Annotated in this window: 34 protein-coding genes; 33 read left to right on the forward strand and 1 reads right to left on the reverse strand. The window is 32.6% G+C overall.

The genetic code is table 11. The features are described 5' to 3' along the window. The 24 genes from N2259_02205 to ligA form a co-directional block, all read left to right on the forward strand. The coding region (locus tag N2259_02205) for a hypothetical protein (protein ID MCX7779032.1) at window positions 1-348 on the forward strand (348 nt) is incomplete at its 5' end. 165 nt (window positions 349-513) lie between these two features. Continuing rightward, window positions 514-990, forward strand: coding sequence for a hypothetical protein (locus N2259_02210; protein MCX7779033.1), 477 nt, complete (start codon window positions 514-516; stop codon window positions 988-990). Window positions 991-1155: 165 nt separating this feature from the next. Next, window positions 1156-1611, forward strand: coding sequence for an NUDIX domain-containing protein (locus N2259_02215; GenBank protein MCX7779034.1), 456 nt, complete (start codon window positions 1156-1158; stop codon window positions 1609-1611). Between the two features lie 80 nt (window positions 1612-1691). After that, on the forward strand, window positions 1692-2423 hold the full coding sequence (locus N2259_02220) for an SIMPL domain-containing protein (protein MCX7779035.1): 732 nt from the start codon (window positions 1692-1694) through the stop codon (window positions 2421-2423). A 14-nt stretch (window positions 2424-2437) separates the two neighbouring features. Then, a complete protein-coding gene (locus tag N2259_02225) occupies window positions 2438-3175 on the forward strand; it encodes an undecaprenyl-diphosphate phosphatase (protein ID MCX7779036.1) in 738 nt (245 codons plus the stop codon). A gap of 44 nt (window positions 3176-3219) precedes the next feature. Continuing rightward, window positions 3220-3549 carry a pyrimidine dimer DNA glycosylase/endonuclease V gene (locus N2259_02230; protein MCX7779037.1) on the forward strand — a complete coding sequence of 110 codons (330 nt, stop codon included), beginning with the start codon at window positions 3220-3222 and terminating at the stop codon, window positions 3547-3549. A gap of 59 nt (window positions 3550-3608) precedes the next feature. After that, window positions 3609-3986 (forward strand): transcriptional repressor, encoded by a 378-nt coding sequence (locus N2259_02235; GenBank protein ID MCX7779038.1) that lies wholly within the window; start codon window positions 3609-3611, stop codon window positions 3984-3986. Next, the gene (locus N2259_02240) at window positions 3958-4263 is read left to right on the forward strand and encodes an anaerobic ribonucleoside-triphosphate reductase (GenBank protein ID MCX7779039.1); all 306 of its coding nucleotides are present in this window, start codon (window positions 3958-3960) and stop codon (window positions 4261-4263) included. Before N2259_02235 ends, N2259_02240 begins: the two co-directional genes overlap by 29 nt. Before the next feature lie 26 nt (window positions 4264-4289). After that, the gene (locus N2259_02245) at window positions 4290-4853 is read left to right on the forward strand and encodes a rubrerythrin family protein (GenBank protein MCX7779040.1); all 564 of its coding nucleotides are present in this window, start codon (window positions 4290-4292) and stop codon (window positions 4851-4853) included. A 10-nt stretch (window positions 4854-4863) separates the two neighbouring features. Next, complete coding sequence (locus N2259_02250; GenBank protein ID MCX7779041.1) at window positions 4864-5256, forward strand: desulfoferrodoxin; 393 nt, start codon at window positions 4864-4866, stop codon at window positions 5254-5256. Between the two features lie 111 nt (window positions 5257-5367). After that, window positions 5368-5568 (forward strand): hypothetical protein, encoded by a 201-nt coding sequence (locus tag N2259_02255; protein MCX7779042.1) that lies wholly within the window; start codon window positions 5368-5370, stop codon window positions 5566-5568. 125 nt (window positions 5569-5693) lie between these two features. Then, window positions 5694-6842, forward strand: coding sequence for a glycosyltransferase family 2 protein (locus N2259_02260; GenBank protein ID MCX7779043.1), 1149 nt, complete (start codon window positions 5694-5696; stop codon window positions 6840-6842). Between the two features lie 10 nt (window positions 6843-6852). After that, a complete protein-coding gene (locus N2259_02265; GenBank protein MCX7779044.1) occupies window positions 6853-7380 on the forward strand; it encodes a 50S ribosomal protein L11 methyltransferase in 528 nt (175 codons plus the stop codon). Window positions 7381-7692: 312 nt separating this feature from the next. Next, entirely contained in the window at window positions 7693-8082 is a 390-nt protein-coding gene (locus N2259_02270) for an arginase family protein (GenBank protein ID MCX7779045.1), read from the forward strand. A gap of 17 nt (window positions 8083-8099) precedes the next feature. After that, entirely contained in the window at window positions 8100-8348 is a 249-nt protein-coding gene (locus tag N2259_02275; protein MCX7779046.1) for an arginase family protein, read from the forward strand. Beyond that, window positions 8345-9403, forward strand: a complete 1059-nt coding sequence (locus tag N2259_02280; protein MCX7779047.1) for a deoxyhypusine synthase family protein — start codon at window positions 8345-8347, stop codon at window positions 9401-9403. Before N2259_02275 ends, N2259_02280 begins: the two co-directional genes overlap by 4 nt. A 4-nt stretch (window positions 9404-9407) precedes the next feature. Then, entirely contained in the window at window positions 9408-10220 is an 813-nt protein-coding gene (locus N2259_02285) for an ATP cone domain-containing protein (GenBank protein MCX7779048.1), read from the forward strand. A 244-nt stretch (window positions 10221-10464) separates the two neighbouring features. After that, entirely contained in the window at window positions 10465-11238 is a 774-nt protein-coding gene (locus N2259_02290; GenBank protein ID MCX7779049.1) for a L,D-transpeptidase, read from the forward strand. 279 nt (window positions 11239-11517) lie between these two features. Further along, complete coding sequence (locus N2259_02295; protein ID MCX7779050.1) at window positions 11518-12960, forward strand: eight-cysteine-cluster domain-containing protein; 1443 nt, start codon at window positions 11518-11520, stop codon at window positions 12958-12960. A gap of 46 nt (window positions 12961-13006) precedes the next feature. Continuing rightward, complete coding sequence (locus tag N2259_02300; GenBank protein ID MCX7779051.1) at window positions 13007-13498, forward strand: PH domain-containing protein; 492 nt, start codon at window positions 13007-13009, stop codon at window positions 13496-13498. Next, window positions 13482-14078 (forward strand): nicotinate-nucleotide adenylyltransferase, encoded by a 597-nt coding sequence (gene nadD / locus N2259_02305; protein ID MCX7779052.1) that lies wholly within the window; start codon window positions 13482-13484, stop codon window positions 14076-14078. The genes N2259_02300 and nadD overlap by 17 nt, the downstream gene beginning before the upstream one ends. Further along, the gene (gene nadE / locus N2259_02310; GenBank protein MCX7779053.1) at window positions 14075-14890 is read left to right on the forward strand and encodes an NAD(+) synthase; all 816 of its coding nucleotides are present in this window, start codon (window positions 14075-14077) and stop codon (window positions 14888-14890) included. The genes nadD and nadE overlap by 4 nt, the downstream gene beginning before the upstream one ends. 58 nt (window positions 14891-14948) lie before the next feature. Beyond that, entirely contained in the window at window positions 14949-15254 is a 306-nt protein-coding gene (locus tag N2259_02315) for a hypothetical protein (protein ID MCX7779054.1), read from the forward strand. Between the two features lie 232 nt (window positions 15255-15486). Beyond that, complete coding sequence (gene ligA / locus N2259_02320; protein MCX7779055.1) at window positions 15487-17553, forward strand: NAD-dependent DNA ligase LigA; 2067 nt, start codon at window positions 15487-15489, stop codon at window positions 17551-17553. Here ligA and N2259_02325 read toward each other — a convergent pair whose 3' ends face one another. Then, complete coding sequence (locus N2259_02325) at window positions 17554-17913, reverse strand: hypothetical protein (protein MCX7779056.1); 360 nt, start codon at window positions 17911-17913, stop codon at window positions 17554-17556. 222 nt (window positions 17914-18135) lie between these two features. Here N2259_02325 and gatC point away from each other — a divergent pair, with 222 nt between their 5' ends. From gatC to rplL, 9 genes are all read left to right on the forward strand, one after another. Further along, the gene (gene gatC, locus N2259_02330) at window positions 18136-18411 is read left to right on the forward strand and encodes an Asp-tRNA(Asn)/Glu-tRNA(Gln) amidotransferase subunit GatC (GenBank protein ID MCX7779057.1); all 276 of its coding nucleotides are present in this window, start codon (window positions 18136-18138) and stop codon (window positions 18409-18411) included. Between the two features lie 38 nt (window positions 18412-18449). Next, window positions 18450-19871, forward strand: a complete 1422-nt coding sequence (gene gatA, locus N2259_02335) for an Asp-tRNA(Asn)/Glu-tRNA(Gln) amidotransferase subunit GatA (GenBank protein MCX7779058.1) — start codon at window positions 18450-18452, stop codon at window positions 19869-19871. Window positions 19872-19932: 61 nt separating this feature from the next. Next, complete coding sequence (locus N2259_02340) at window positions 19933-20970, forward strand: rod shape-determining protein (protein ID MCX7779059.1); 1038 nt, start codon at window positions 19933-19935, stop codon at window positions 20968-20970. A 12-nt stretch (window positions 20971-20982) separates the two neighbouring features. Then, window positions 20983-21771: a rod shape-determining protein MreC gene (gene mreC / locus N2259_02345; GenBank protein ID MCX7779060.1), complete on the forward strand. Its 789-nt coding sequence runs from the start codon at window positions 20983-20985 to the stop codon at window positions 21769-21771. Window positions 21772-21799: 28 nt separating this feature from the next. Further along, window positions 21800-22300 (forward strand): hypothetical protein, encoded by a 501-nt coding sequence (locus N2259_02350; GenBank protein MCX7779061.1) that lies wholly within the window; start codon window positions 21800-21802, stop codon window positions 22298-22300. Continuing rightward, window positions 22297-24174 (forward strand): penicillin-binding protein 2, encoded by a 1878-nt coding sequence (gene mrdA / locus N2259_02355; GenBank protein MCX7779062.1) that lies wholly within the window; start codon window positions 22297-22299, stop codon window positions 24172-24174. Before N2259_02350 ends, mrdA begins: the two co-directional genes overlap by 4 nt. 20 nt (window positions 24175-24194) lie before the next feature. After that, window positions 24195-24869: a UMP kinase gene (pyrH, locus tag N2259_02360; GenBank protein ID MCX7779063.1), complete on the forward strand. Its 675-nt coding sequence runs from the start codon at window positions 24195-24197 to the stop codon at window positions 24867-24869. Between the two features lie 98 nt (window positions 24870-24967). Then, a complete protein-coding gene (gene rplJ / locus N2259_02365) occupies window positions 24968-25489 on the forward strand; it encodes a 50S ribosomal protein L10 (protein ID MCX7779064.1) in 522 nt (173 codons plus the stop codon). Between the two features lie 10 nt (window positions 25490-25499). Further along, window positions 25500-25913, forward strand: a complete 414-nt coding sequence (gene rplL, locus N2259_02370) for a 50S ribosomal protein L7/L12 (protein ID MCX7779065.1) — start codon at window positions 25500-25502, stop codon at window positions 25911-25913. Window positions 25914-26009 lie beyond the last annotated feature (96 nt).

Below are 26009 nucleotides of genomic sequence, written 5' to 3' on the forward strand. Positions count from 1 at the left end.
AAAAGGGTTTATGTTGAAGTGAAAAGAAAAAGAATGCCAGAAGAAGAGCACCGAATAATTTATAGAGAAAAGAAATTTTATATTGCAGATGTTTTTCCAAAAGAAGCAGAAGAAGGGTTAAAAAAAATCATAAATGGTTTAATACAGACAAAAATAATTCCCAAATTTAACTCGGTTGGTGCTACAGATAAAAACAGCAGAATTTTAATTTTAGATTACGAAGAAGGTCAAGGAACGGATCTTAAATTTGGTAGAGAAGCTACCTTAAAGGAAATTTTAGGTGAAGAATTCTTTAATAAATTAGAAAATAACTATCGAATTACTATTTGGCCCAGGAGATATTTTTAAGTAAATATTAGTATTTAGTATAAAATATATATTTTTATTAGTTATTCTCGAAAAATTTTTGAGTAAAAATTTTGAAATCTAATTCAAAAATCGGGACGAAGCACGGAGAGTGACCGATTTTCCAAACCACCAAAAGAAAAGTCGAGGAATTAATAAATAAAAATTATGTTATTTGATCCAGAAAACATTTTAAAAGGAAGAATGGCTGAAAGTTTGGTTGAGGAGTTGCTAAAGCAATGTGGTAATAAAGTTTATCGTTTTGGCTATGAAGCGGTTTTACAGAACTTAACACAATTAGAAGATCAATTTGATAGAAAAAGCGAAGTTGGACAAAGAATTAGATCAATTCCTGATTTTATTGTTATAAGACAAAAAAAGATTTTTCTGGTTGAAGTAAAATTCCGTGGCAGTCCTACAATTTATAATGAGGATTTAAAGATGTTGAATCTTATTGAGAAGTTTTGGCGGGCAAAAATAATTTGGGTAACTGTCACTAAACCATATTTTCGAATTTCAGTCGCACCGTATTTTAACAAAAAAGGTGAACTCAACGCGATGCCCTTAGAGGCAGATTCTGATTTAGGAATCATGCCAGAGATTTTAAAACAATTTAACGAATTAGTAGAAAAATATTATTGTTAACTCAAGGGTGGCGGAGAAATTATTTGTTCATGAGTAGAAATAATTTAAATTTCAAATGGGTAAGATACGCTAACATTCTTGAGAATGTGAGAATGTTGTCTTTGGCGAAAATTGAAAATTGGAGAAAATTAAATTAAAATTAACTAACCGTTAATTTTTGATTTTATGGAAAATTTTGAAATTTGCATTAGAGCAATTATTCAAAACAAAGGAAAAATTTTAATTTGCCAATACAAAGAAAAAGGATATTATTTTTTTCCGGGCGGGCATTTGGAATTTGGAGAAAAAATTGAAAAAGCACTTTCAAGAGAAATTAAAGAAGAACTCAATTTAAAGATTAAAAAATTTTCCCTCATTGGGTTAGTGGATAATATATATAAAGAAGATAAACAAAAACATCATGAAATTAATTTAGTATTTGATGTTAAGGTTGATAAAATCAACCTAAAGAGTAGGGAAGATCATATTATTTTTTATTTCTTTGATAAAATTAAATTTAAAAGAGAAAAAATTTTCCCCATTGCTTTACAAAAGGCAATTTTAAAGTGGATTAAAGATAAAAAATTTTTCTGGGCAAGTCAATATTACAAAAAGTCCTTTTTGATGAAAAATAAAACTTGAGGAAATGATTAAAAAACAATAAAATTAAAAGAATTTAATTTATCAAAAAGTCAAAAAAGTTTAAATAAAAATTAAAAAATATGGAACAAGTAAAAAATAATCAGTTTTTAGTTAAACCTGCTTTAATTTTGGGGATTTGTTTTTTGCTTGGTTTTTTTGCTTTATCTTTGGCCCTCTACCAAACCAGACAAGAAAAAGATATGCTTTCTGTTACAGGCTCAGCAAAACAGAAAGTGATTTCAGATGTGGTTAAATGGAAGAGTGAGTTTACTAATCAAGTTTTAATTTCAGAACTTGCTCAGGGATACAATAAAATGAAAAACGATGAAAAAATGGTGGTGGATTTTTTGAAAGAAAACGGGGTTAAGGAAGGGGAAATGACAATTTTACCGGTTTTTGCTACCGAAGTTTGGAGACCTGAGGGAGGAGGGCCTCGGCAATATCTTTTGCGTCAAACAGTAGAAATAAATTCAAATGATGTACAAAAAATTACCGAACTTTCAAAAAATGTACAAAAAATTGTTGACAAAGGAGTAGTGTTTTCCACAATTTCTCTAGAATATTATTATTCAAAACTCCCAGATTTGAGAATTAGTTTACTTTCTTTGGCAGTAGAGGATGCAAAAAAGAGAGCAGAACAGATTGGAAGGGCTAGCGGGAAGAAGGTTGGTTCAATTAAGTCAGCCACCATGGGTGTAGTGCAGGTTTTAGCACCAAATTCAGTAGAAATTTCAGATTATGGAACTTATGATACAGGAAGTATTGAAAAAGAAGTAATGGTAACAGTAAAAGCAACTTTTCAACTAGAGTAAGATTTACTTTTATAATGTTTAAATATTTTGTTTTAGGAATTTTGCAGGGGATTTTTGAGTGGCTTCCTATTTCAAGCGAGGGGATTGTTTCATTATTCGGTAGTTTTTTAATTAAAGGATTCAATCCCGTTGATATAGCTCTTTTTTTACATCTTGGCACATTGTTGGCTTGCATTTTTTATTTTTGGAAAGATTTAAAAGAAATTATTTTTTTAAAAAACAAAACAATGTTTCAATTTTTAGCAATTTCTACTATTGTTTCATTAGCGATTGGCTTTCCTTTATATAAAATAGTGAGAGAGATGGCCTTAGGAAATTTTTTGTTAATATTGGTTGGTTTTGGTTTACTTTTTACGGCCTATTTTCATCAAAAAAAAGTTTTTTTTGAACTTGATTTTAAAAGGTTAGCTCTCTTGTCTGGTATTTTACAAGGATTAGCGGTAATTCCTGGACTTTCAAGGTCTGGGGCAACTATTTTTGCTCTTTCCTTTTCTAAATTAAAACCCGATGAAATTTTAAAAATTTCTTATTTGATGTCTATTCCAGTAGTGCTCCTTTCCAGCCTTTACTTATTTTTAGAAAACAAAAGTATCATTGTAGAATCTTGGCCAGCCTTAATTTCTAGTTTTATAATAGGCCTTTTAACTTTAAAAATTTTAATTTCTTTTTCCAAAAAAATAAATTTTTCTAAATTTGCTCTTCTTTTTGCTATTCTTTGTTTTTTGGGTGCGATCATAAATTTCATCCTTTAATTTTTTAAAAGAAAGAGTGTAAAAAAAATTAAAAGAAAATTTTTATGCGGATTTGGGATGTGCCAATAGATTGTTTGTGTCGTAATCATCTTTTAGGCGAACATAGAGAATTACATGCCATTTGGAATATTTTGATAAAAAAGAAAAAGGGGTTTTCCAAACATCCAGAAACATTAAGGTGGCGAGGAAAATTAAAGGCTCTTTACCTTAAACACGAAGCAATAGTTAGAGAGATGAAAAAACGAGGTTATCAACATCGATCATCTTTAAATAAAAAATTAGCCAAAGGTAAAGCTCAGCAATATGAATTTTGGCAGTCCAAGGAAGCACAAAAGATAATTTTAAAAAGAAAGTGTCGGCAGTGCGGAGTCTAAAAAGTTATCCACAGGGCTAATTTGACAAATAGTTTATTGCGATTAAAATCTAAATAGGAATGATTACTAATAAAAAAGAAAAGTTAACCTCGCAAAAAAAATTGATTTTAGATTACTTGAGATCAGTTAAGACTCACCCTTCGGCTAAAGAGATTTTTAAGACGATAAGAAAAAAATTGCCTCGCATTAGTTTAAGTACCGTCTATCGAATTTTAAATAATTTGAAAGAAAAAAATCAAATTTTTGAAATTCCGATTGAGACAAGCCGTTTTGATGGCGACCTTTCTCCTCATGCACATTTTATTTGCCAAAAGTGTCGGAAAATCTTTGATATTTTTGAAAAATTACCATCTTTAAGAATAAAGAAAATAAAAATTGGTTTCGTAAAAAATTATCAAATTTATTTTTATGGCCTCTGTCAAAAATGTCAAAAATAAAAATTATTGTTGGGACTGTAAAAAAGAAATTAAGTTTAAGGAAAAAGAGATAAAAAATGGGCGAATGCTGACTTATGAAACTGGCAGAGAAAAAGTAACTATTTTTAAATGTAATGATTGTTTTTCAAAAAGCAAGGAATTAAAAAATTTTCAAACCTGCGAAGTTTATTCAAGAGTCGTTGGTTATTTAAGACCAGTCCAACAATGGAATATTGGTAAGCAAAAAGAATTCGAAGAAAGAAAAGAATTCAATCAAAGGTCGAAAATTAAAAATTAAAAATTAAAAATTAAAAATTTATGCCTATGAAAGATCCATTAACTGTTTCTGATCCTAAACCAGTTAAGAAAGGATCAAAAACTTATGAAAATTTATGGAAAGCATTTGCTGGCGAGGCGCAGGCAAGAAATAAATATACTTACTTTGCTAAAATTGCTCGAGAACAGGGGATGCACCATATAGCAGGAATTTTTGAAGAAACCGCCAATCATGAATTAGAGCATGCGAAAATGATCTGGAAATTGTTAGGTGAATGGTCGGAGACAAAGGAAAATTTGAAAAAGGCGATTGAAGGAGAGAATTACGAGCACACGACAATGTATCCGGAATTTAAAAAAGTAGCCAAAGATGAGGGTTTTGAAGATGCAGTCAAATTTTTCACTGAAGTGGCTGAGGTTGAGGAACAACATGAAAAAAGATATAAAAGATTGTTGGAAGAATTAGAAAAAGGAATGGTTTTCAAAAAAGAAGAAAAGGTGATGTGGGTTTGTCGAAATTGTGGCTACCTTCACTGGGGAACCGAGGCGCCAAAAGAATGTCCGAACTGTCGACATCCGCAAAGTTACTTTGAGGTTAGGTGTCAGTATTAAAGTAAAAAATATGGTCCAATTAAAACAGATTTATCGTTGTTCAATTTGCGGCAATGTTGTTGAAGTATTGCATGCTAGTGTTGGCCAATTAGTTTGCTGCGGAAAGCCAATGGAACTATTGATAGAGAAAACGAAAGATATAGGAGCAGAGAAGCACGTGCCGATTATTGAAAAGAAAGAGGGTGGAATAAAGGTCAGAGTTGGTTCTATTCCTCATCCGATGGAAGAGAAGCACTATCTTGAATGGATAGAATTAGTGGTTGACGGAAAGAGTTTTCGTCAGTTTCTCCATCCCGATCAAAAGGCCGAAGCTGAATTTTTAGTAAAAGTTGAAGAAGGAAGTAAAATTTTTGCTAGAGAATATTGTAATCTTCACGGTCTTTGGAAGGGGTTTGAGAGTTAGTCTTGTCTTCAAATTAGCCCAGATAATTTATTTTAGGGTGAAAGTTTGATTACTACACTAATTTTTCCTATTTTTTAAAGATGATTTATTTAATATAAAATGAAAGATAATATGGGAAAGATTAGTAAAAAAAGAAGAAAATTTTTAATCAAACTTAAGCAAGCAAGAAAAAAGAAAATCAGAAAATTACAGGAGAAATATATACTTGCTAAAAATGAAACCGAAAGAGAAAAAATAATTGAAAAAGCATTGAAGATAAACCCTTTTTTGACGAGAGAAGAATTTCTTGCTCAAATCGGGCAGAAAAATTAAGTCGATCTTTCATCAAAGGTTTTATCATAGAAGGCTCCGGCCTTTTTGTTTTTCATATCCAAAAGTTTAATTAAAAATAATATTTTTGATTGACGGATTAAACAAAAAATGATAGAATGATTAAAATGGCAAGTAATAATTTAAAAATTTCTGTTGTTTTGCCTTGTTTGAATGAAGAAAAAACCATCGGTGTTTGTTTGGAAAAAATAAAAAAGGCATTTGAAAAATATCATTTGGATGGCGAGATTATTGTTGTTGACAACGGTTCGACCGATCGGTCAGGAGAGATTGCTAAAAATTTAGGAGCAATTGTTGTTTTTGAGCCGAAAAGGGGATATGGTAATGCCTATCATCGAGGCATCGCCATGGCCAAAGGTGATTTTATTATTATTGGTGATGCTGATAATACTTATGATTTCGGCGAAATTGATAAATTTATTGGACCACTGAAAGAAGGTTATGATTTGGTCATAGGTAATCGTTTTTCCGGGTTAATGAAAAAAAGAGCGATGGGGTTTTGGTCAAGAATTGGTAACCCAATTTTATCTAGCCTTTTGCGTCTATTTTTTCGAACAAAAATTCATGATGCTCACTGTGGAATGAGGGCTTTTACTAGAACAGCCTATGATAAATTGAATTTACAAACTACTGGGATGGAGTATGCTTCAGAAATGATTGTCAAAGCCATTTGGCAAAATTTAAAAATAAAAGAAGTACCGATTACTTATTATCCGCGAGTAGGCGAGTCAAAACTTTCTCCTTGGCGCGATGGTTGGCGTCATTTAAAATTTATGTTAATTTATGCTCCTAATTGGCTTTTTCTTGGGCCCGGGATATTTTTATTTTCCATTGGCCTGTTTCTTTTAATAGCGATGACTTTTGGTGAATTAAGGATTGGCAAAGTAATTTTGCACCTTCATCCGATGTTCTTAGGCGCGCTTTTGGTTTTGCTAGGCTATCAAGTTTTTTCTTTTGGTCTTTTAACTAAACTTTACGCTTATTCACAAAAATTAATGCCGCGCAGTAAATTAGTTGATTTTTATCTAAAATATTTTTCTTTGGAAAAATTAATTTTTATTGGTCTGTTATTTTTTTTTGTCGGCCTAGGTTTAGGCATCTCTGTTTATCTTATTTGGGCGCGCGGTGGTTTTGGGGCTTTGTTTGAAGTGAGAAAATCACTAACCTCGATTACTTTAATGATTCTGGGAATGCAAATTATTTTTACTGGTTTCTTTTATCATATTTTAAGAATCGGTCTGAAGGGACACGAATAAATTCAAAAAAATGATTCCATTATCTTTTATTTTTCTTTTCTTAAAGTTATTATTGGTTGTTTTTGTTATTATTTTACTTCTAACCTTTTCGCTGCCATTTTTTGGTGGCGTACCTTATGTACCAACCCCAGAAAAAAGAGTCAAAAAAATGTTAGAATTGGCTCAATTGAAACAAGGTGAAAAGTTAGTTGATTTAGGTTCGGGCGATGGCCGGATCTTAATTGAGGCGGCGAGAATAGGAGCGGAGGCTGTTGGTTATGAAATTGATCCTTTATTAGTTTTGACAAGTAAGAAACTGATAAAAAAGGAAGGATTAGAAAATAAAATAAAAATTTATCGAAAAAGTTTTTGGCAGGCCGATTTAAAAGATGCTGACGTGGTGACCTTTTATGGTATCACGGGTATTATGGGGCGGATGGAAAAAAAATTATTAAGAGAATTAAAGCCAGGCGCTCGTGTTTGTTCTTATGTTTTTGCTTTTCCGCGATGGGAGCCGGTTCGTTACGAATCAGGAATTTTTTTATATCAAAAATCTTAAATTTTAAAAAAGTTATCCACAAATTAATTTTTTTTGACTTATTTTTTATTTTTTTTATAATTACAAAATGATTAAACAATTTAGCCAAAATTTAGCCAAAGAGAAAAAACTTTCTTGATTTACCAAAAAAATTTTCTGACTTTAAAAAATTAAAAATAGTTATCATCAGTTTTCCTTTTGAAAAAAACGTCAAGTTATCTTAAAGGTTCAAAACTTGGACCGGAAAAAATTATTGAAACTTCTTCACAAGTTGAATTATGGGATGAAGAATTGTAGTTTGCGCCTTATCAAATTGGTATTTCTACTCTCAAAATTCAACCATCTAAAGGCCATTTTCAGGCATTAAAGCAATTAGAAAATATTGTTACTAAAATTATTGATGATTCTAAGTTGCCCATTGTTTTAGGCGGTGAACATTCAATAACTTTAGGTTCGTTAAAGGCATTGATTAAAAAAACAAAAAAATTAACCATCTGTCAATTTGATACTCACGCTGACTTAAGAGAAAGTTGGTTGGGCTCAAAATTATCTCATGCGGCAGTCATGCACCGTTGTTTAGAAGTTGATAAAGAAATTAATTTAGTCCAGATTGGCATCAGAAATATTTCTGAAGAAGAATTGCCGTTTCTTGAAAAGAATAAAAGAAGAATCAAAACTTTTTGGGCTAAAGATAAAAAAATTGGTCAACTAAAGAAATTATAAAATTTTGTCAAGAAAATATTTTTTTAACTTTTGATTTTGATGTTTTAGATCTTTCCATTATGCCAGCAGTTGGTACACCAGAATCAAATGGATTAGAATGGAACGAAGTTTTAAGATTATTTAAATCCTTTTCTCAAAAGAGAAAAGTAGTCGGTATTGATTTCGTTGAATTGTGTTCTATAAACAAATTAGTGGCACCAGATTTCTTAGCCGCTAAATTGATTTATAAATTTATCTCTTATTTAGTTAAATTTCAACGCCTATGAAGGAACTTAAAAAATTTCTTACCAAAAAAGTTAGAGCTATTAAAATTAAAACACCAAAAAAAATTTCTCAGCTTTTAGAAGAAATGAAGAGAACCGGTTTTCAGGGGCGAAAATTAGCCGAAGTGACAGAAATTTGGGAGAAAATGATTAAAGACAAAAACGTAACCATTTTCTTTGGCTATACTGGTTCGCTTTCCACTACCGGACAGTGGAAAATTATTAATTGGTTGATAGAGAATCATTTTATTGATGTCCTTGTTTCTACTGGGGCAAACATTTCTGAGGATATTGTTGGGGCAATGGGAAAGAATTATTGGCAAGGCCATCATTTGGTTCAAGATGATTTACTTTTCAAAGTCGGTCTAAATCGTTATTATGACGTTTATGGTCGCGAAGACGATTATCTGGAAATGACAGAGTTGATTGCTGATTTTATAATGACACTCAAAGAGAAATATAACTATTCCTCTCGAGAATTTTTATTTCTCTTTGGTCAATGGCTTTGGCAAAAAGGAATCAAAAGTATTGTTGCCACCGCCGCCAAGAATAAAGTACCGGTTTTTTGTCCGGCTATTGTTGATAGTCCCTATGGTGATGCTGGCCTGCTGGCTAAAAGTCGAGGCTTTAATCTTATTCTTGACAATATGAAAGATTATTTTGAGTTTATGAAATTAGCTGAGCAGACTAAAGAGACGGCGGTTATCTATATCGGTGGTGGCGTACCTAAGGACTTTATTCAACTTTTAGCCGTGACAAGTGATCTCTTATATAAAGATAAAAATATTCCTGGTAAAAAGGGCAGGAAACGTCTTTTAACTAATGAGAGTTATTATCCTCATAAATATGCTATTCAAATTACTACTGATTCGCCGCAATGGGGAGGGCTTTCAGGGGCGACTTTAGACGAAGGTGTTTCTTGGGGTAAAGAATTACCTGCGGAGGGAAATTATGCCCAATGCTATTGTGACGCAACAATTGCTTTACCAATTATTGCTCAGGCTTTAGCTGAGAGAAAATTAAAAAGGAAAGGAAGAATTTTAACTTTTGAAGACTAATTGTATGGTCTTTATTGTTAAAGCTAATGGCCAGAGACAAGAATTTTCACTAGAAAAAGTGAGAAGAAGTTGCCTCAGGGCCGGTGCTTCTCCAACTTTGGCTCAAGAGATTAGCCGGAAAATTTCTCATCAGGTCAGAAATGGTATGACGACATTGGAAATTAGACGATTAATTTTTCGTTATTTAAATAAAGAAGAACCAAAAACAGCCTCTCTTTATTCTCTAAAGGAAGCAATTTTTCGTTTAGGACCGCAAGGTTTTTATTTTGAAAAAATAGTCGCCGAAATTTTTCAGCGAGAAGGTTACCAAGTAGAAATAGATAAAATTTTTTCGGGAGCCTGTGTTGAACACGAGATTGATATTACGGCAAAAAAAGAACAAGAAAAATTAATGATTGAGTGTAAATTTCATCATCAGCCAGGCCTTTATACAGAATTAAAAGATGTGCTTTATGTCTGGGCAAGGTTTTTAGATTTAAAAGAAGGGGGTTGCGATTTTACTCAACCAGTTTTAGTTTCCAACACAAAATTTTCTGAATCAGTAAAAAAATACGCCCTTTGTAAGAATTTTCCTTTAATTGGCTGGTCCTACCCAGAAGAAAAAAATCTTCAATATTTTATTGAGAAATATCAACTTTACCCAATTACTGTACTCAGACGATTAGAAAAATATTATCAGGAAAAACTTCTGCGCTACGGCATTGTTTCTTGTCAAGATTTATTAAAAATTGAACCAAGAAAACTGCAAAGAGAAACTGGTCTTGATGTGAAAAAAATCAACATCCTCCGGTCAGAAGTTCTGTCACTAATCCGATAATAAGATACGAATTGACGAATATATGCGAATGTTACTGATGGCGAAGGGGTAATATTAACTGGATGCATTGTCTTTTAAAGTAAAATAAAAATAGACAAAAAAGAGTTATAAACTTAATAAAAACTATACTCTTCTTGTCTAATTTTTATTATGATAAGATAATCCTATAGACTTATTTTATTTGTATTTAATTTTAATTTATAAGGAATTTGGGTTATTACGAAAATCTACGAAAATACGAAAGATGCGGCAAGTAATCAAGATTTTTATTATCTTTCTTCTACCCTTTCTTCTCTATTTTCTATTCTTTCTAAGACCATGTTTAGCTTTAGATTCAGATAACGATCGGGTGAGTGATGAAGACGAGACAAAGGTTTATTATACTAATCCATTCAACCATGATACCGATGGCGACGGCTATGATGACTATACGGAAATAAAAAATGGTTATTCGCCACATCAATTAAAATTGAAAATGAGTCAAACAGACCTTGATCAGGATGGTTTAAGTGATAAACAAGAAAGACTATTAGGTACAGATTTAGGCAATGGTGATACTGATAACGATGGTTATCAAGACGGCGAAGAAATTTTTTCCGGCCACGATCCAAAAAATCCAAAAAGAGGAGCACGGATGAGTGGGAAAATTATTGAAATCAGTATTCAAGATCAGTTGCTGCGTTATAGAATCGGTAAAGTTATTTTAGGCGAATACAGGGTTTCAACTGGCTCCGTTCGATATCCTACGCCTTTAGGTGAATTTTTAATCGATAAAAAAGAAAAAAGGGCTTATTCAAAAAAATGGCGACTTTGGATGCCCTATTTTTTATCAATGAAAAATGGTTTGTTTGGTATTCATGAATTACCAGAATGGTCAGACGGAAGAAAAGAAGGTGAAAATCATCTCGGGCAAAGAGTTTCTCATGGCTGTATTCGCTTAGGTGTTGGTCCAGCTAAAAAAATTTATGACTGGGCTGATGTCGGGACAAAAGTTATAATTAAAAAACATTGGCCATAAAGCCTTGCCAATTTTCCAATCATTTGATAATTTAAAGAAAGAGACTGTATTGAAGCAGGTCAACCAGTCATGTTGGTGAAAAATGTTGTTGAGGGTTAAAAAGAGTTCATGCTTGTGAAATGAATTCTTGAGGAAGCGAATATCCTTTTCTGATTTCGTTAAGTTTTATTGCCTTGCTTGCGGTAATAGAATTTGTGATTATCTTAGGAATTCATATAATCGTCCCCAAGACCGCAACAGGTAAGAAGATGAATTTATTAAGTTTATTAATTTAAATTTATGACAAAAGTAACAATTATTATCATTCTCATCTTTCTTATTCTTTTTGGCTTATTTTTTTTAAAACCAGTTTTAGCGCAAGAGATTTTTCCTGAGGAGCTAGAAGTGAAAACACCACTGGTTTTGCCAGACAGCAATATTTATTTTTTCAAAGATTTTTTTCGACAATTGAGATTAGTCTTTACTTTTTCACCCATAAAGAGAGCGGAATTAAGACTGAGAATGGCAAATGAAAAGTTAATAGAGGTTAAAAAATTGACTGAGAAAGAGACAAAACAGGAATTCATTGAAAGGGCCCTAACGAGTTATCAGCAGGAATTAGAAAAATTAAAAAATCAGATTGAGAAATTACCTGAAAGCGAAAAGGAGAAATTTTTAGAAAAATATGTTCGTCAGAGTTTAAAACAACAAATGGTTTTGGAAAACATTGCTTCGCAAGTTAAGGGTGAAGTTTATGAAAAAATTTTAGTCAACCGGGAGAAACACTTAGAGAGGTTTAAAGAAGTGATGGAAAAGATTCAAAACAAAGAGATGGTTCAAGAAAAAATTCGTCAGGCAGTTTTAGATGTCTTTTATGTTTCACCACCTCGAGCGATAAAAATTTTAGAGTCAATCGAAGAAATAAAAGAAAATTTGCCGGAAGAATTGAAAGAAAAAATTGAAGAGATAAAAATAGAAATGATCAAAAAAGCCAAAGAGACATTTCAGGTTTTTCCAACCAAAACTCAAGTGCAAAAAATTGAAGAACAGCTCAGAACCTTTGCCAATCCTTTAATGGCGCAAAAAATTATTGAAGAAATAAAAGAAAAAGATGTGGTCGTACCACCAGAAGAGGTGAGAATTTTGCCCCAAGAGATTCTTCAAGAGAAGTTAACTCCTTTATCCGAAGAAAAACAGATTGAAGTTTTAGAAAAAATAGTTAATCAGAGAATTCAACATTTAGAAAAATTAGAGGAGATTAAAGAAAAGTTAGAAAAATTACCTGAATCAGCCCAAGCTTCAGGGGTGTTAAAAAAAGTTATTGAGAGGCAGATGGAAAAATTAGAAAAAAAGATAGAGAAAATTGAAGGTCTACCCGAGACTATTCGCGATCAATTAAAAGAAGAATTAAAGGCAAGTCCAAAAATCAGAAAAGAAATAATGAAAAGAGTGCCGGGGGTAATGGAAAAACTTGAATCAAAAATAGAATCTAAAGAAATCGAAATAAAACCACCCTTAGAGGCGTCTCGGCAAGCCAGGCTTTCTGGTTTTTGTGGTTGGGCAACTTATGCCTTATGTAAGACTAATGAAGATTGTTTAAGTGGCGGTTGTTCTCATCAAATCTGTCATGGAAAAAATGAGGAGAGGACGATTACTACTTGTGAGTGGCGAGATTGTTATAAAGCTGAGGCTTATGGCCTGAAATGTGGTTGTTTTCAAGGAAAATGTCAGTGGGGAAAATAATTTTAGAAATTAGAGCCTAGAGAATAGAAAAATAGTATTTTCTATTATGTTTCAGCTATCTGAAAAAGAGATCCAAACGAAAATCATTTTGTCTAACGAAAAAATTTTGGCTCAGTTTGGCATAGCCAAAACCTATGTTCATTTTTGGATTGTTTTAGGAGTTTTGATTTTAATTATTTCGATGCTTATATCTTTATTTTTTATTTCTGATTTTTGGCTGGCCATTCTTTTAGGTTTAGCCATCATTGGCTATGCCTTTTATTTGTCGTTGGCTTATTTTTATTTTTTAACCGATCAGAGGATAATTTTTTATTACCGATTTTTCCATACTCATTTAGTTTCAATTAATTACAAAGATATTACAGATCTTAATGTCCGAGAAAGTTTTTTTGAAAAGATATTTTTTGATTCAGGTAATTTAGTCATCAACACAGCTGGCACACCACAGGAAGAAATCATTTTTTTGCATATTGCTCAACCCCACTTGATTAAAAGAAAGATAGAAGAAATAAAATTAAAAGATGAAAAATCTTTCTAAAATTGGGGTCTTAGGTGGGGCCTTCAATCCACCTCATTGTGGTCATTTATTAATTGCCAAAAAGGCAATCAAAGAATTAGGGTTGAAAAAAATCATTTTGATGGTAACTGGCAAGCCCGCCCTCAAAAAGAATGATTTGGCACCAATCAAAGAAAGAATGGCTATGGCCAAAATTTTAACTTCTTATAATCATCGCTTAGAAATTTCAGATCTGGAGGTGAAAAAAGCAAAAAAGGGAAAAACCTCTTATACTACCGAGACGATTCGAGACTTACAGAAAAAATATCCATTAACGGAAATTTATTGGCTGATTGGCGAAGATTCTTTACAAGAAATACTCCAGGGAAAATGGCGGGGGGGTTTGTCAATATTTAATCAGGCAAAGTTTATTGTTTTTCAGAGACCTGGCATTAAAGTTAAAATTCCCAAAAATATTTTCAAAAAAATAAAAAATATTAAATTAAAGGTTTCTATTTCTTCCACTGAAATCAGAGAAAAAATTAAAAATGGTAAAGATGTTTCTAAAATGGTACCAAAAAAAATTTTAGGATACATTAAAAAGAAAAAACTTTATTTATGAAAATTCCAAAACATTTAAAAATTGATAAGCAAAGAGCACGGAAGATGATTAAAGATAAAGTCAAAGAAATAAGGAATTATTTTAAAAAATCTGGTTTTAAAAAGGGGGTGATCGGTCTTTCTGGTGGTCTTGATTCGGCCCTTGCTTGTTATTTAGCTGTCCGGGCATTAGAGGCAAAAAATGTTTATGTGGTGATGATGCCTTATTATGGAATCAGCGATAAAAATTCAATCATTGATGCCTTAAAGTTGATTGAGAATTTAAAGATCCCAAAAAAGAATATTTTACTCTTGCCAGTCAATAAACCAGTCGAAGCATCTTGGCAGATTCTTAAAAAATATAAAGGGAAAGAAAAAATCAGAAAAGGTAATTTAATGGCCCGTGAAAGAATGAAAATTTTATTTGACTTGTCACAAGTTTTCAATGCTATGGTCGTTGGTACCGAAGATAGAACTGAAGAAGAACTAGGTTATTATACTTTATGGGGGGACGAGGCTTCGGGCATTGAACCAATTAGGAATTTGTGGAAAACACAAGTTTCTCAATTAGCCAGTCATTGCAAAGAGATTCCTAAAGAAATTTTAAACAAAGAACCTTCGCCAGGACTTTGGAAAAATCATTCGGCTAAAAACGAACTAGGCTTTTCTCACCTCGAAGCTGATATTGTTTTATCAGCCTTCAAAGACTTAAAAATGAAGCCGATAGAGATTAATAGAAAATTTGAAATTTCAAAGAAAAAAATTGATTTAATTTTGAAACGCACAGAGGTGGGTCAAATAAAAAAAACAATACCATATATTTTAAAAAAATAATCTCCAATACCAATTCTACGGATGACATTTAAATAGTACGAATCGAAATTTGAAAAAGATGAATGAAAATAAAGAAGAACAAAGAGAGAAAATGATAAGACAAATTCGAGATCAAGAAGTGGAGAAAATTTTAGCTATGACAAAAGAAGAGAGAAAGGGTTTAATTGATGCTTGTTTAGAATATCAAAAAAAAGAAGCAGTAGGAGCTAGTTTAGGAAGAATAGAAGTCTTAGCAGTTGATTCTAGCCATCCAAGTTTATACAGAGTCAAAGGTGGATTTGGAGAACATGGTTTAGGGGGATTAGAAGTTCAACAAGCAATTATTCGGAAAGAAGGGTGGAGGGGATACGAGGAAGAGGGTTGAAGAATTTTACACGGCATAGTTAATAAGATTGAAGGATTTCAATCGAAAATTATTAGAATGAATATTCGGCCAACAGTTTTAAAAGACGAAAGAGAAAAAAAGATTGTATAGAAAGGATAAAAAAAGTTTGGTTATGCCTTAAAGAAAAAGAACTAGACTGGATTTTAATTGACTCTGATGGGAATCCTTTTGAAGAATATCTCAGAGAAAAATAGAATTTTAACATCACATTATGAAGAAAATTCCTTACTCAGAAGCAAAAAAAAGAATTGAAAAATTAAAAAAAGAAATTCAACATCATGATTATTTATATTATGTTTTAGATCAGCCAGAAATTTCTGATGCCGCTTATGATTCGTTAAAAAGAGAATTGCTTGAATTGGAAAAGCAGTTTCCAGATTTAGTTACACCTGATTCACCAAGCCAAAGAGTAGGTGGACAACCGTTAGAAAAATTTGAAAAATTTAAACACAAAATTCCGATGCTTTCTCTTCAAGATGCAATGGACAAAAAGGAATTGGAGGATTGGGAGAAGAGAATTAAAAAATTATTAACCCCAAGCGAAAGGTTAGATTATTTTGCCGAATTAAAAATGGATGGTCTAGCCGTGACTTTGATTTATAAAGACGGTGTTTTTTATAAAGGAGCAACGAGAGGAGATGGTTATATCGGTGAAGATGTAACTCAGAATTTAAAAACCATTAAGACTATCCCTTTGAAATTAAGAATAGAAGATTTAGAGAAATTTTTAAAGAAAAAAATTAAAGATAAAGAGATCGAAATCAGGGGTGAAGTTTTTATGAGCAAAGGGGCATTTTTAGAACTTAACGAAGAGCAGAGAAAAAGACAAGACCCTCTTTTTGCTAATCCGAGAAATGCGGCCGCTGGTTCAGTCAGACAACTAGATCCAAAAATTACTGCTTCAAGAAGACTAGATTTTTATGGTTATCAAATTGTTACGGAAATTGGACAAAAGACTCATCAGGAAGTTCATCAATTTTTAAAAATTTTAGGCTTTAAAGAAAATCCTTATAATCAATTTTGTCGCAATCTTACAGAAGTGATAAACTTTCATCAAAAAATTTCTAGATTAAGAGAAAGACTTCCTTACGAAATTGATGGTGTAGTAGTGACGGTTAATGATGATAAAATTTTTAAGAAATTAGGCATTGTTGGTCGTACACCCCGCGCTTCGATTGCTTTTAAATTTCCCGGTTTAGAGGCAACAACTAAGGTGAAAAACATTATTGTTCAAGTTGGTCGAACTGGTAAATTGACGCCAGTTGCACTTTTAGAACCAGTTAAAGTTGGTGGAGTGACTATTTCTCGAGCTACTTTACATAACGAAGATGAAATTAAGAGATTAGATGTAAGAATAGGTGATACCGTTATTGTTCAAAGGGCAGGGGATGTTATTCCAGATATAAAAGGGGTGATAAAAAATTTGAGAACAGGTCAGGAAAAAAAATTTCAAATGCCAGTCAGATGTCCAATTTGTGGTTCAAAAATTTACAAAAAACCAAACGAGATTGATTACTATTGCTCAAACAAAAAATGTTTTGCTTTACAGCGAAGATATTTATATCATTTTGTCTCGAAAAAAGCATTTGATATTGAACATTTAGGACCAAAAATTATCGATCAATTAGTCAATGAAGGTTTAATTAAAGATGCGGCTGATATTTTTTCTTTAACCCAAGGAGATTTAGAACCATTAGAGAGATTTGCGGAAAAGTCAGCCCAGAATTTAATTGAGGCGATTAATAAAGCAAAAAAAATTCCGTTGGCTCGATTTATTTATGCTTTGGGAATTAGACATGTGGGAGAAGAAACAGCCAACTTGCTAGCGCAACAAATTACAAATTACAAATTACAAATTACAAAAATTAGAGATTTAATTGAAATCTTTAAAAATATTTCAATTAATGACTTACAAAAAATTCCTGATATTGGGCCGATTGTTGGCAAAAGTATCTATGATTGGTTTCGTCAGGTAAAGAATATCAATTTTTTGGCGAAGTTAGAAAGGGTGGGGATAAAAATAGAAAGTCAAGGGTCAAAAATCAAAAGTCAAAAGTTAAGAGGATTGACTTTTGTCTTAACTGGCACCTTAAAATCAATGACTCGCGACGAGGCCAAAGAAAAAATCCGCCTTTTAGGCGGCAATGTTTCCTCTTCGGTTTCAAAAAATACTGACTATCTTGTCGTCGGTGAAGGGCTAGGATCAAAGTATGAAAAGGCAAAGAGATTGGGGATAAAGATAGTTGATGAGAAAGGATTTCTCAAAATACTTGAATAGTTAATGTTTCCTAAAGACCTCAGACAGAATTCGCTTTATACCTCTCCCCCCTTTCTCTCTCTTTCCTTCTAACTCTTTTACCTTTCTCCAAAATTCGCTTAAACCTCTCATCTCTTTGGGCGGAATAATTTTGACACTCCACTTGCCTCTTTCCAAGCTTCGATGATAAGAAGAATCTGTTTCTCCTTCACTTCTTATCAACGGAATTTCTTCTATCTGAATATTAAATTCTTTTCCTACTTCTCTCAGAATATCTAACATATATCTTCGAGTCTTATCATATGTAATTTTAACCTCTTTTGGCTTAAGATTTTCATCACGAAGTGCTTCATATGGGAAGAATCGTTCTCCTCTGTTCATAATATTTTGTATTAAAGATAAATTTATAATTGAAATTTTCGACCTTTATCACTTTCATTTTACTACTACTTCTTCTTGTCAAGATAGGGGGCGTGAATAAATTTTTCTTGGAATTCAAAATAGATTTTTGTAGGCCGAAGGTACCCAATCATTGGTACCTTTAGTTCATAAATAAGAAAAATTCCCTTGTTTTTTTATTTTAAAATTCTATAATTAAATCGTATGGCCATTTCAAACAAACAAGTTGAACACATTGCTTATTTGGCGAGACTAAAATTGAATGAAAAAGAGAAAAAGAAATTTTCCAAAGAACTTTCACAGATTTTGGATTTTATCGAAAAATTAAAAGAAGCTGAAACTTCACAGATTGAGCCATTTTCTTCTGATTTAAAAAATGTTTTCAGAAAAGACGAAATAAAGGGGCAAAAATCTGAAGACCTACTTGAACAAGTGCCAGAAAAAGAGGGAAATTTTATTAAAACCAAACCTATATTTTAATTTTAGAATCTAGAATCTATAGTCTATGATTTAGCAATATGTCCTTTAACCAACTGACAATTAAAGAGGCAATTAATGGATTAAAAAAGAAAAAATTTTCTTGTCAAGAATTGGCTAAAGATTGTTTGAAAGAAATTGAAAAAAGAGATAAAGAGATTAACGCTTTTATTAGCTTAAATGAAAAAATTATTGAGGAAGCAAGAGAAATTGATAAAAAAATGATGCGAGGCGAGAAATTAGGTGAGTTGGCTGGTATACCTTTAGCTATTAAAGATAATATTTTGGTGAAGGGTTTAAGATGTACAGCTGGTTCAAAAATGTTAGAGAATTATTTTGCCTCTTATAATGCGACAGTGATTGAAAAATTAAAAAAAGAAGATGCTCTAATTATTGGTAAGACAAACCTTGATGAATTTGCCATGGGTTCATCAGGCGAATATTCGGCTTTTGGTTTTACAAGAAATCCTTATGATTTAAAGCGAGTAGCTGGTGGTTCTTCTTCTGGCTCAGCGGCTGCTGTGGCAGCAAATTTCTGTTTAGGCGCTTTAGGCTCTGATACAGGCGGTTCAATTCGTCAACCAGCAGCTTTTTGTGGTCTGGTTGGCTTGAAGCCAACTTATGGAAGTGTTTCACGATACGGATTGATTGCTACGGCTTCTTCTTTAGACCAAATTGGACCAATAACTAAAACAGTTGAAGATTGCCAGCTTATTTTTGAGATTATTAGAGGGAGGGATGAATTTGATTCAACCAGTATGGAGATAAATTCTAAAGTTCAGCGTCAAAAATTGACAGTGGGTTTACCCCGAGAATATTTTGCGGAAGGACCGGAGAGGGAAATAAAAGACAAAATTAAAGAGATAGTTAAGAAATTAGAAGATCAAAGAATTGAGATAAAAGAAGTTTCCTTGCCTCATACAGACTATGCCCTATCTTGCTATTATGTTATTATGCCTTCAGAAGTGAGTGCTAATTTGGCGAGATACGATGGCATAAGATATGGACGATTAAATTTCCAATCTCAAATGTCAAGCCTCAAATCTGTATTTGATTTATATTTAAAAAATAGAAGTGAGGGGTTTGGTGATGAAGTGAAAAGGAGAATTATGTTAGGAACATATTCTCTTTCAGCCGGCTATTTTGAAGCTTACTATTTAAAAGCTATGAAGGTGAGAAATCTAATTAAAGATGATTTTGAAAAAGTGTTTAAACAAGTTGATTTGATCATTACTCCAACCACACCAACCACTGCCTTTAAAATTGGCGAAAAACAAAAACCTTTAGAAATGTATCTTTCTGATATTTTTACTGTTCCGACTAATTTGGCTGGCTTACCTGCCCTTTCTTTGCCCATTGGCTTCTCGTCAGAAAAATTACCATTAGCAATGCAAATTATCGGACCATCTTTTTCAGAATCTGAAATTTTCAGATTGGCTAAACTGGTTGAAGGGTTAAAGTAGCCTTTGACCATTTTTTTTAATTTGATATTATTTTAATAATTAAAATATTTAATTTTTTATTATGTTTGACAAAATTTTTAGTCATTTTAGCAAGGATGTCGGCCTTGATTTAGGAACAACCAATACCAGGATTTATCTTAAGGGGAGGGGTTTAGTTATCAACCAACCATCGCTTGTAGCGATTAATACAAGAGTTGATCAATTGATTGCTATTGGTTTCGGAGCAAAAAAAATGTTGGGTAAGGCGCCAACCTATGTTTCTTTAGTTAAACCGATTGAAAACGGGGTGGTTACGGATTTTGAAGTGACGGAAAAAATGCTGCGCCACGCTTTTAATAAAATTTATACAGGTTTTTTTTCTCTTACTAGACCACGAGCCATTGTTGCCGTGCCTCTTGATATTACTGAGGTAGAAAAAAAGTCCTTTGAAGACGTTATTATCCAAGCTGGGGCGAGAGAAGTTTTTTTGGTTGAAAGACCGGTTGCTGCTGCCATTGGCATGAGACTACCAGTTAACGAATCGGTTGGTAATTTAGTGGCGGAAATTGGTGGTGGTCTAACGGAAGTGGCGGTCATTGCTTTAAATGGCATTGTTGCCTGGAAATCTTTAAAAATTGGTGGTGAAACTTGGAGTAGAAATATCTGGCAATATGTCAAAGAGAAGTTTAATCTTTTACTTGGTGAACAAACAATTGAAGAAATCAAAATTAAAATTGGTTCAGCTTTTCCTCAAAAAGAAAAAAGAGAAATGAAAGTAAAGGGTAGAGATTTGATTACTGGTTTACCAAAAGAAATTTCTTTGACTGATGAAGAAATCAGGGAGGCAATTTCACCGTCAGTCAACTTAATTGTCGAAGCTATTTCTGACACGATTGAAAAAACGCCACCTGAATTAGTAGCGGACATTCTTAATCGGGGCATCCTTCTTTCTGGTGGTGGAGCAATGCTTAAAGGTTTAGATCAATTGGTTAATAAAAAAGTTAAAATTCCGACCCATCTTACCGACGATCCATTAACTTCGGTGGTAAGAGGATTAGGTTTCATTTTAGAAGATTTTGAAAACTTAAAAACAGTTTTACTTCCTTCGTCAAGAGAATGAAATTATTAGATTATGGTTTCCAGGAAAATTAAGTATTTTGTTTTTTTCATTCTTGTTTTATTATTGATTGTTTTCTATAGACTTGGTTGGCTTTTTTTTATTGGCCAAATAATGCTACCTTTCCAGAAATTGTTTTTTCAATCAGAAAGCAAATCTTGGCAACAAAAAATAGTTAGAGAAGAAGAAAAATTAAAAAATGAAATTGAAAGGTTAACCTTGGAAAATATTAAACTTAAACTTTTAGAAAAAGAAAATGAAGAATTAAAGAAAGAATTAGGATATCAAAAAAATAGTTCTTATCGAAGAAAAGTATGCCGTCTTATTGGCCGTCAGACAGAGGCAGGTGTCACTTGGTTTATTTTAGATCAGGGAGAGGAAGAAGGTATAAAAATTGGTCAGGCAGTTGTCAGTGGCGATGTTGTCGTTGGTAAGATAGCTAAAGTAACAAAATATTTTTCCTATCTTTTACCGCTGACCGATGAAAGAACAACTTTCTCTGCCTTAACTATATCTTCGGAAGGAAAGATTAAAGAAGAAAACAAGGTCAGTGGATTGGTGAGGGGAAAATGGGGGCTGTCTTTAGAAATGGACTGGATTCCTTTGGCAAAGAAAATAAATGTTGGTGATTATGTTATTACCGCTGGCCTTGAAGAAAATATTCCTCAAGGATTGTTGATTGGTCGGATTGGAAGCATTGAAAATAAAGTCGGGGCGATTTTTCAAAAAGCCGTTGTTTTACCAGAGAAAAAAATTGAAGATCTTAATATCGTGAGTGTTATTGTTATGAACAGTCGTCAGTAAGTGGCGAGTTTTCACAAATTTTACTTCTATGATTACAATCATCTTCAATGTCATACTCGCATTTTTACTCGCGATGGTTCAATTAGCGATTATTCCTACTAATGAAATTTTTCTTAACCTTACTCTCTGTTTAATTATTTATTTTACTCTTTACAATTTTTCTTTTGCTTTAATTCTGTCAATTCTGACCGGTCTTTTTCTGGATATTTTTTCAATTTTTGACTTCCCTCTTTTTACCCTTTCTTTTTTATCGACGCTCTTGATAACTTATTTTTTAGTTCATCGCTTTTTTACCCTAGAGAATTTTTGGTCGTTTTTGATTGTCTCCTTCGTTGGGATAATAGCCTATCATCTTAGTTTTTTGATTTTAAATCGTTTCTTCTCTCTTTTCAAAACTACCGAAATGATAATTTTTTTCAATAAAAAATACTTTTTTTATTTAATTTCTACGACTTTAATTAATTTAGGTTTTATTTCTCTACTCTTAATTATAACGAATAGAAAAAAAGAAAAATTTTTAATAAAATGAATATCGATTTTAACTTTCCTGAAGAAAAAATAAAAGAGAGGGTAATAAAAAATTTTTCTCATCGTGATTTTGCCGGCGAAGAATATTCCCCGTCTTTAGACGGCGAGGCACGACGAATTGCAATTAATAAAAAAATATTTGATCTTATCCTTATTCTGTTATTTTTCTTTATTTTTTTAAATATAATTCAATTATTCAATCTTCAAATTGTCAAAGGTAATTATTATCTAAAAGTTGCCAGAGAAAATTCTGTGCGGATTGAGCCAATTAAAGCCGGACGTGGAATTATTTACGACCGTCAGTTAAGACCATTAGTTAGAAATATTCCAAAATTTTCTCTTTTTTGGGTTCCGACAAAAATTTCTCAACAAAGAAAAGAGGAAATGATTGAAAAACTGGCTGGTATTTTGAATCAAGAAAAGGAAGAGTTATCTTTCCTACTTCAAAAAACAACTTCCCATCAACCCGTTTTAGTCAAAGAAAGTTTAAATTACGAAGCAGCACTTCTTTTTGAGATAGAAAAGGAAAACTTTCCGGGTTTAATCCTACAAATTGAACAAGGTCGTCAATATTTAATGGGCCCTGAATTTTCCCACCTCTTGGGTTATACGGGTAAGATTTCTCCAGTGGAATTGGAAAGAGAAATAGGTTATTCGTATACTGACGAAATTGGTAAAGATGGGATAGAAAAATATTATGAAAAAAAACTCCGTGGTCGAGATGGTCGAAAAAGAGTTGAAACCGATCTTAAGGGGAGAGAGGTGGTCGTTGCTCAAGAACCAGCCAAAAATGGCGAAGACGTTATTTTAACCATTGATCTTGATTGGCAAAAGAAATTAGCCGAAATTCTTGCCAGACAAATTAAAAGTGCTGGTGCTAATAGAGGAGCGGCTATTATTTTAAATCCAAAGAATGGAGAAATTTTAGCTTTGATCAGTTATCCTTACTTTGACAATAATCTTTTTAGTCAAGGTCTTTCAAAAAAAGAATTTGAAAAGATCAGACAGGATCCTAATCAGCCACTTTTTTTCCGGAGTATTGCTGGCGAATACATGTCTGGCTCAACAATAAAACCAGTTCTAGCCTTAGGAGCTTTAGAAGAGGGGATTATTGATGAACAAACAACGATCATAAGTACTGGCGCCCTTCAAGTCGGTAACCAATTTTATTCTGATTGGAAGAAGGGTGGACATGGACCTACTCAAGTTAAAAAGGCTTTAGCCGAATCGGTTAATACTTTTTTCTATTTGATCGGTGGCGGTGATAAAAAATTTTTAGGCTTAGGACCAGAAAAAATGAATTTTTATCTCAACCAGTTTGGCTTGGGTAAAAAAACTAACATTGATCTCCCAGGAGAAAGAGATGGTTTTTTGCCTTCGCCGGCATGGAAAAAAACAGCAAAAAATGAGGATTGGTACATTGGCGATTCTTATAATTTATCCATTGGTCATGGCGAAATTAGGACCACCCCTCTACAGATTGCTTATTTGACGGGTCTGATTGCTAACGAAGGCCAACTATTTCAACCTCATCTTCTCAAGGAAAATTCTCTAAATCAAGAATTTTCTACTCTCCCGTTTAAAAAAGAAAACTTTAAAATTGTTAAAGAAGGAATGAGAGAGGCGGTGATTTACGGTACCGCTAAGGCTCTAAATAATTTATCCATCAAGGTGGCTGGTAAAACCGGAACTGTTGAGACAAATGATGGTCGACCCCATTCTTGGTTTACTTGTTTTTTTCCTTACGATGATCCGAGAGTCGTTATGACAGTTTTAATCGAAAACGGTGGCGAGGGGAGTGGTCCGGCTTTGAGAACGGTCAAAGAATTTTTAGAATGGTATATTAAAAATGAAAATTCAAGATCAAAATTTTAAAATTTAAGATTAATTTTTTTATGAAAAAAATTGTTATCAGTTTAGGCGGTTCCTTAATTGTGCCAAAGGTTGGTTTTTTAGATTTAAATTTTATTAAAAAATTTAAAAATTTAATTTTAAAATTTGCCCGAAAATATAGAATTTTTATTGTTGTAGGTGGAGGGAAATTGGCTCGTTTTTATCAGCAAGAGGCCAGACATTTAAAAATTAAAAGAACCGATTTAGATTGGTTAGGTATTTTCGCTTCGCGATTGAATACTCAGTTTGTTAAAAGCTTTTTTGACCAGCAATCATTTTCGGAAATTGTTACCTCTCCTTTAAAGAAAATAAAAACAAAAAAAATCGTTTTCTTGAGTGGCTGGAAGCCGGGTTGGACCACTGATTTTGTTGCCACGAAGATTTGTCAAGTCTATAAAGTAAAAGAGATTCTTAATTTGACTAATGTTGATTATATTTACGACCGAGATCCAAGAAAAAATAAAAAAGCAAAACCATTAAAAAAAATTTCTTGGTCTGATTACCTAAAAATTATTGGTCGAAGATTTAAACCCGGCGGAAACTATCCTTTTGATCCGGTGGCAAGTTTATTGGCCAAAAAACTAAAAATTAAGTTAATCAGCCTGAATGGTAAAAATTTAAAGGCTGTGGATAACTATTTGACAGGAAAAAAATTTATTGGTAGTATTATAAAATAGCCGTAGACAAGAGGTTTCGCCACGAAAGCGGATTAAAATCCTCTCGAGGCTTTGAAGATTTTATTCTTGTCTACGGTTCAGGTAGACAAATTTTCTTTATGGCCAAAACAAGGGAACAAAAAAAAGAGATTTTAAAGAAATTGGAAGAAAAAATTTCTCAAGCCAAATCTTTGGTTTTAGTTGGCTATCAAAAAATCAAGAGTAAAGATCAGGAAAGGTTAAGAAAGATGGCCAAGGAAAGAGGTGGTGAGTTTATGGTTGTCAAAAAAAACCTTTTCAAATTAGCCTGGCAAAGATTAAATTTAGAAAAAGAATGGTTGGAAAAAATTGATCAAGAAATAGGCTTAGTTCTTGGTTATCAAGATGAAATTCTCCCGGCTAAAATTTGTGTTGATTTTAATCGAGAGAATGAAAATTTAAAAATTAAAGCTGGTTTTTTTAATCGTCGCCTTATCGATCTCTCGGAAATTAAATTTTTAGCCATCCTGCCTTCAAAAGAAGTTCTTTTGCGACAATTATTATTTTCAATTAGAGCCCCTTTAGATAAATTTATCAACGTTTTAAGAGGTAATCTAAAATCTTTTGTCTATCTTCTACATTTAATCTCTCAAAAAAGTTAAATTTTTTCTTATGAGCGAAGAAAAAAAACAAAAAGAAGTAAAAACTCCTGAAAAATTCAAAGATTTGGTGGAGAAAATTGAAAAGCTCTCTGTTCTAGAATTGGCTGAATTGGTAAAAATTTTAGAAGAAAAATTTGGTGTCTCGACTCAAGCCGCCGTTGTGGCGCCAGCCAGTGCCGTTACGCCAACTGAAGTTAAAAAAGAAGAAGAAAAAAATTCTTTTGACATTGAATTAACTGAAGTTGGAGCGAATAAAATCGCCGTTATCAAAATTGTTCGCGATCTGAGTGGTAAAGGTCTAAAAGAAGCAAAAGATCTAGTAGATACGGCACCAAAAATTATCAAAGAAAAAGCAAGTAAAGAAGAGGCAGAGGAAATAAAGAAAAAATTAGAAGAGGTAGGGGCTAAAGTGACTTTAAAGTAGTTTGCCCCTTTCATCAAGAAACAATGGATTGTATGAATTATAAAAACCGCCAATTGCGGAGGCAGTTTTTGATTTAATTGCCTTTTACATTTCTAT

Source organism: Patescibacteria group bacterium (assembly GCA_026417895.1).
Lineage (GTDB): Bacteria > Patescibacteriota > Patescibacteriia > UBA2591 > CALHIP01 > CALHIP01.

What these genes read in the sequence shown, in the direction of transcription:
- N2259_02210 (MCX7779033.1), top strand. Translation starts at nt 514, where the DNA reads ATGTTATTTGATCCAGAAAACATTTTAAAAGGAAGAATGGCTGAAAGT.
- N2259_02215 (MCX7779034.1), top strand. Translation starts at nt 1,156, where the DNA reads ATGGAAAATTTTGAAATTTGCATTAGAGCAATTATTCAAAACAAAGGA.
- N2259_02220 (MCX7779035.1), top strand. Translation starts at nt 1,692, where the DNA reads ATGGAACAAGTAAAAAATAATCAGTTTTTAGTTAAACCTGCTTTAATT.
- N2259_02225 (MCX7779036.1), top strand. Translation starts at nt 2,438, where the DNA reads ATGTTTAAATATTTTGTTTTAGGAATTTTGCAGGGGATTTTTGAGTGG.
- N2259_02230 (MCX7779037.1), top strand. Translation starts at nt 3,220, where the DNA reads ATGCGGATTTGGGATGTGCCAATAGATTGTTTGTGTCGTAATCATCTT.
- N2259_02235 (MCX7779038.1), top strand. Translation starts at nt 3,609, where the DNA reads ATGATTACTAATAAAAAAGAAAAGTTAACCTCGCAAAAAAAATTGATT.
- N2259_02240 (MCX7779039.1), top strand. Translation starts at nt 3,958, where the DNA reads ATGGCCTCTGTCAAAAATGTCAAAAATAAAAATTATTGTTGGGACTGT.
- N2259_02245 (MCX7779040.1), top strand. Translation starts at nt 4,290, where the DNA reads ATGAAAGATCCATTAACTGTTTCTGATCCTAAACCAGTTAAGAAAGGA.
- N2259_02250 (MCX7779041.1), top strand. Translation starts at nt 4,864, where the DNA reads ATGGTCCAATTAAAACAGATTTATCGTTGTTCAATTTGCGGCAATGTT.
- N2259_02255 (MCX7779042.1), top strand. Translation starts at nt 5,368, where the DNA reads ATGGGAAAGATTAGTAAAAAAAGAAGAAAATTTTTAATCAAACTTAAG.
- N2259_02260 (MCX7779043.1), top strand. Translation starts at nt 5,694, where the DNA reads ATGGCAAGTAATAATTTAAAAATTTCTGTTGTTTTGCCTTGTTTGAAT.
- N2259_02265 (MCX7779044.1), top strand. Translation starts at nt 6,853, where the DNA reads ATGATTCCATTATCTTTTATTTTTCTTTTCTTAAAGTTATTATTGGTT.
- N2259_02280 (MCX7779047.1), top strand. Translation starts at nt 8,345, where the DNA reads ATGAAGGAACTTAAAAAATTTCTTACCAAAAAAGTTAGAGCTATTAAA.
- N2259_02285 (MCX7779048.1), top strand. Translation starts at nt 9,408, where the DNA reads ATGGTCTTTATTGTTAAAGCTAATGGCCAGAGACAAGAATTTTCACTA.
- N2259_02290 (MCX7779049.1), top strand. Translation starts at nt 10,465, where the DNA reads ATGCGGCAAGTAATCAAGATTTTTATTATCTTTCTTCTACCCTTTCTT.
- N2259_02295 (MCX7779050.1), top strand. Translation starts at nt 11,518, where the DNA reads ATGACAAAAGTAACAATTATTATCATTCTCATCTTTCTTATTCTTTTT.
- N2259_02300 (MCX7779051.1), top strand. Translation starts at nt 13,007, where the DNA reads ATGTTTCAGCTATCTGAAAAAGAGATCCAAACGAAAATCATTTTGTCT.
- nadD (MCX7779052.1), top strand. Translation starts at nt 13,482, where the DNA reads ATGAAAAATCTTTCTAAAATTGGGGTCTTAGGTGGGGCCTTCAATCCA.
- nadE (MCX7779053.1), top strand. Translation starts at nt 14,075, where the DNA reads ATGAAAATTCCAAAACATTTAAAAATTGATAAGCAAAGAGCACGGAAG.
- N2259_02315 (MCX7779054.1), top strand. Translation starts at nt 14,949, where the DNA reads ATGAATGAAAATAAAGAAGAACAAAGAGAGAAAATGATAAGACAAATT.
- ligA (MCX7779055.1), top strand. Translation starts at nt 15,487, where the DNA reads ATGAAGAAAATTCCTTACTCAGAAGCAAAAAAAAGAATTGAAAAATTA.
- N2259_02325 (MCX7779056.1), bottom strand. Translation starts at nt 17,913, where the DNA reads ATGAACAGAGGAGAACGATTCTTCCCATATGAAGCACTTCGTGATGAA.
- gatC (MCX7779057.1), top strand. Translation starts at nt 18,136, where the DNA reads ATGGCCATTTCAAACAAACAAGTTGAACACATTGCTTATTTGGCGAGA.
- gatA (MCX7779058.1), top strand. Translation starts at nt 18,450, where the DNA reads ATGTCCTTTAACCAACTGACAATTAAAGAGGCAATTAATGGATTAAAA.
- N2259_02340 (MCX7779059.1), top strand. Translation starts at nt 19,933, where the DNA reads ATGTTTGACAAAATTTTTAGTCATTTTAGCAAGGATGTCGGCCTTGAT.
- mreC (MCX7779060.1), top strand. Translation starts at nt 20,983, where the DNA reads ATGGTTTCCAGGAAAATTAAGTATTTTGTTTTTTTCATTCTTGTTTTA.
- N2259_02350 (MCX7779061.1), top strand. Translation starts at nt 21,800, where the DNA reads ATGATTACAATCATCTTCAATGTCATACTCGCATTTTTACTCGCGATG.
- mrdA (MCX7779062.1), top strand. Translation starts at nt 22,297, where the DNA reads ATGAATATCGATTTTAACTTTCCTGAAGAAAAAATAAAAGAGAGGGTA.
- pyrH (MCX7779063.1), top strand. Translation starts at nt 24,195, where the DNA reads ATGAAAAAAATTGTTATCAGTTTAGGCGGTTCCTTAATTGTGCCAAAG.
- rplJ (MCX7779064.1), top strand. Translation starts at nt 24,968, where the DNA reads ATGGCCAAAACAAGGGAACAAAAAAAAGAGATTTTAAAGAAATTGGAA.
- rplL (MCX7779065.1), top strand. Translation starts at nt 25,500, where the DNA reads ATGAGCGAAGAAAAAAAACAAAAAGAAGTAAAAACTCCTGAAAAATTC.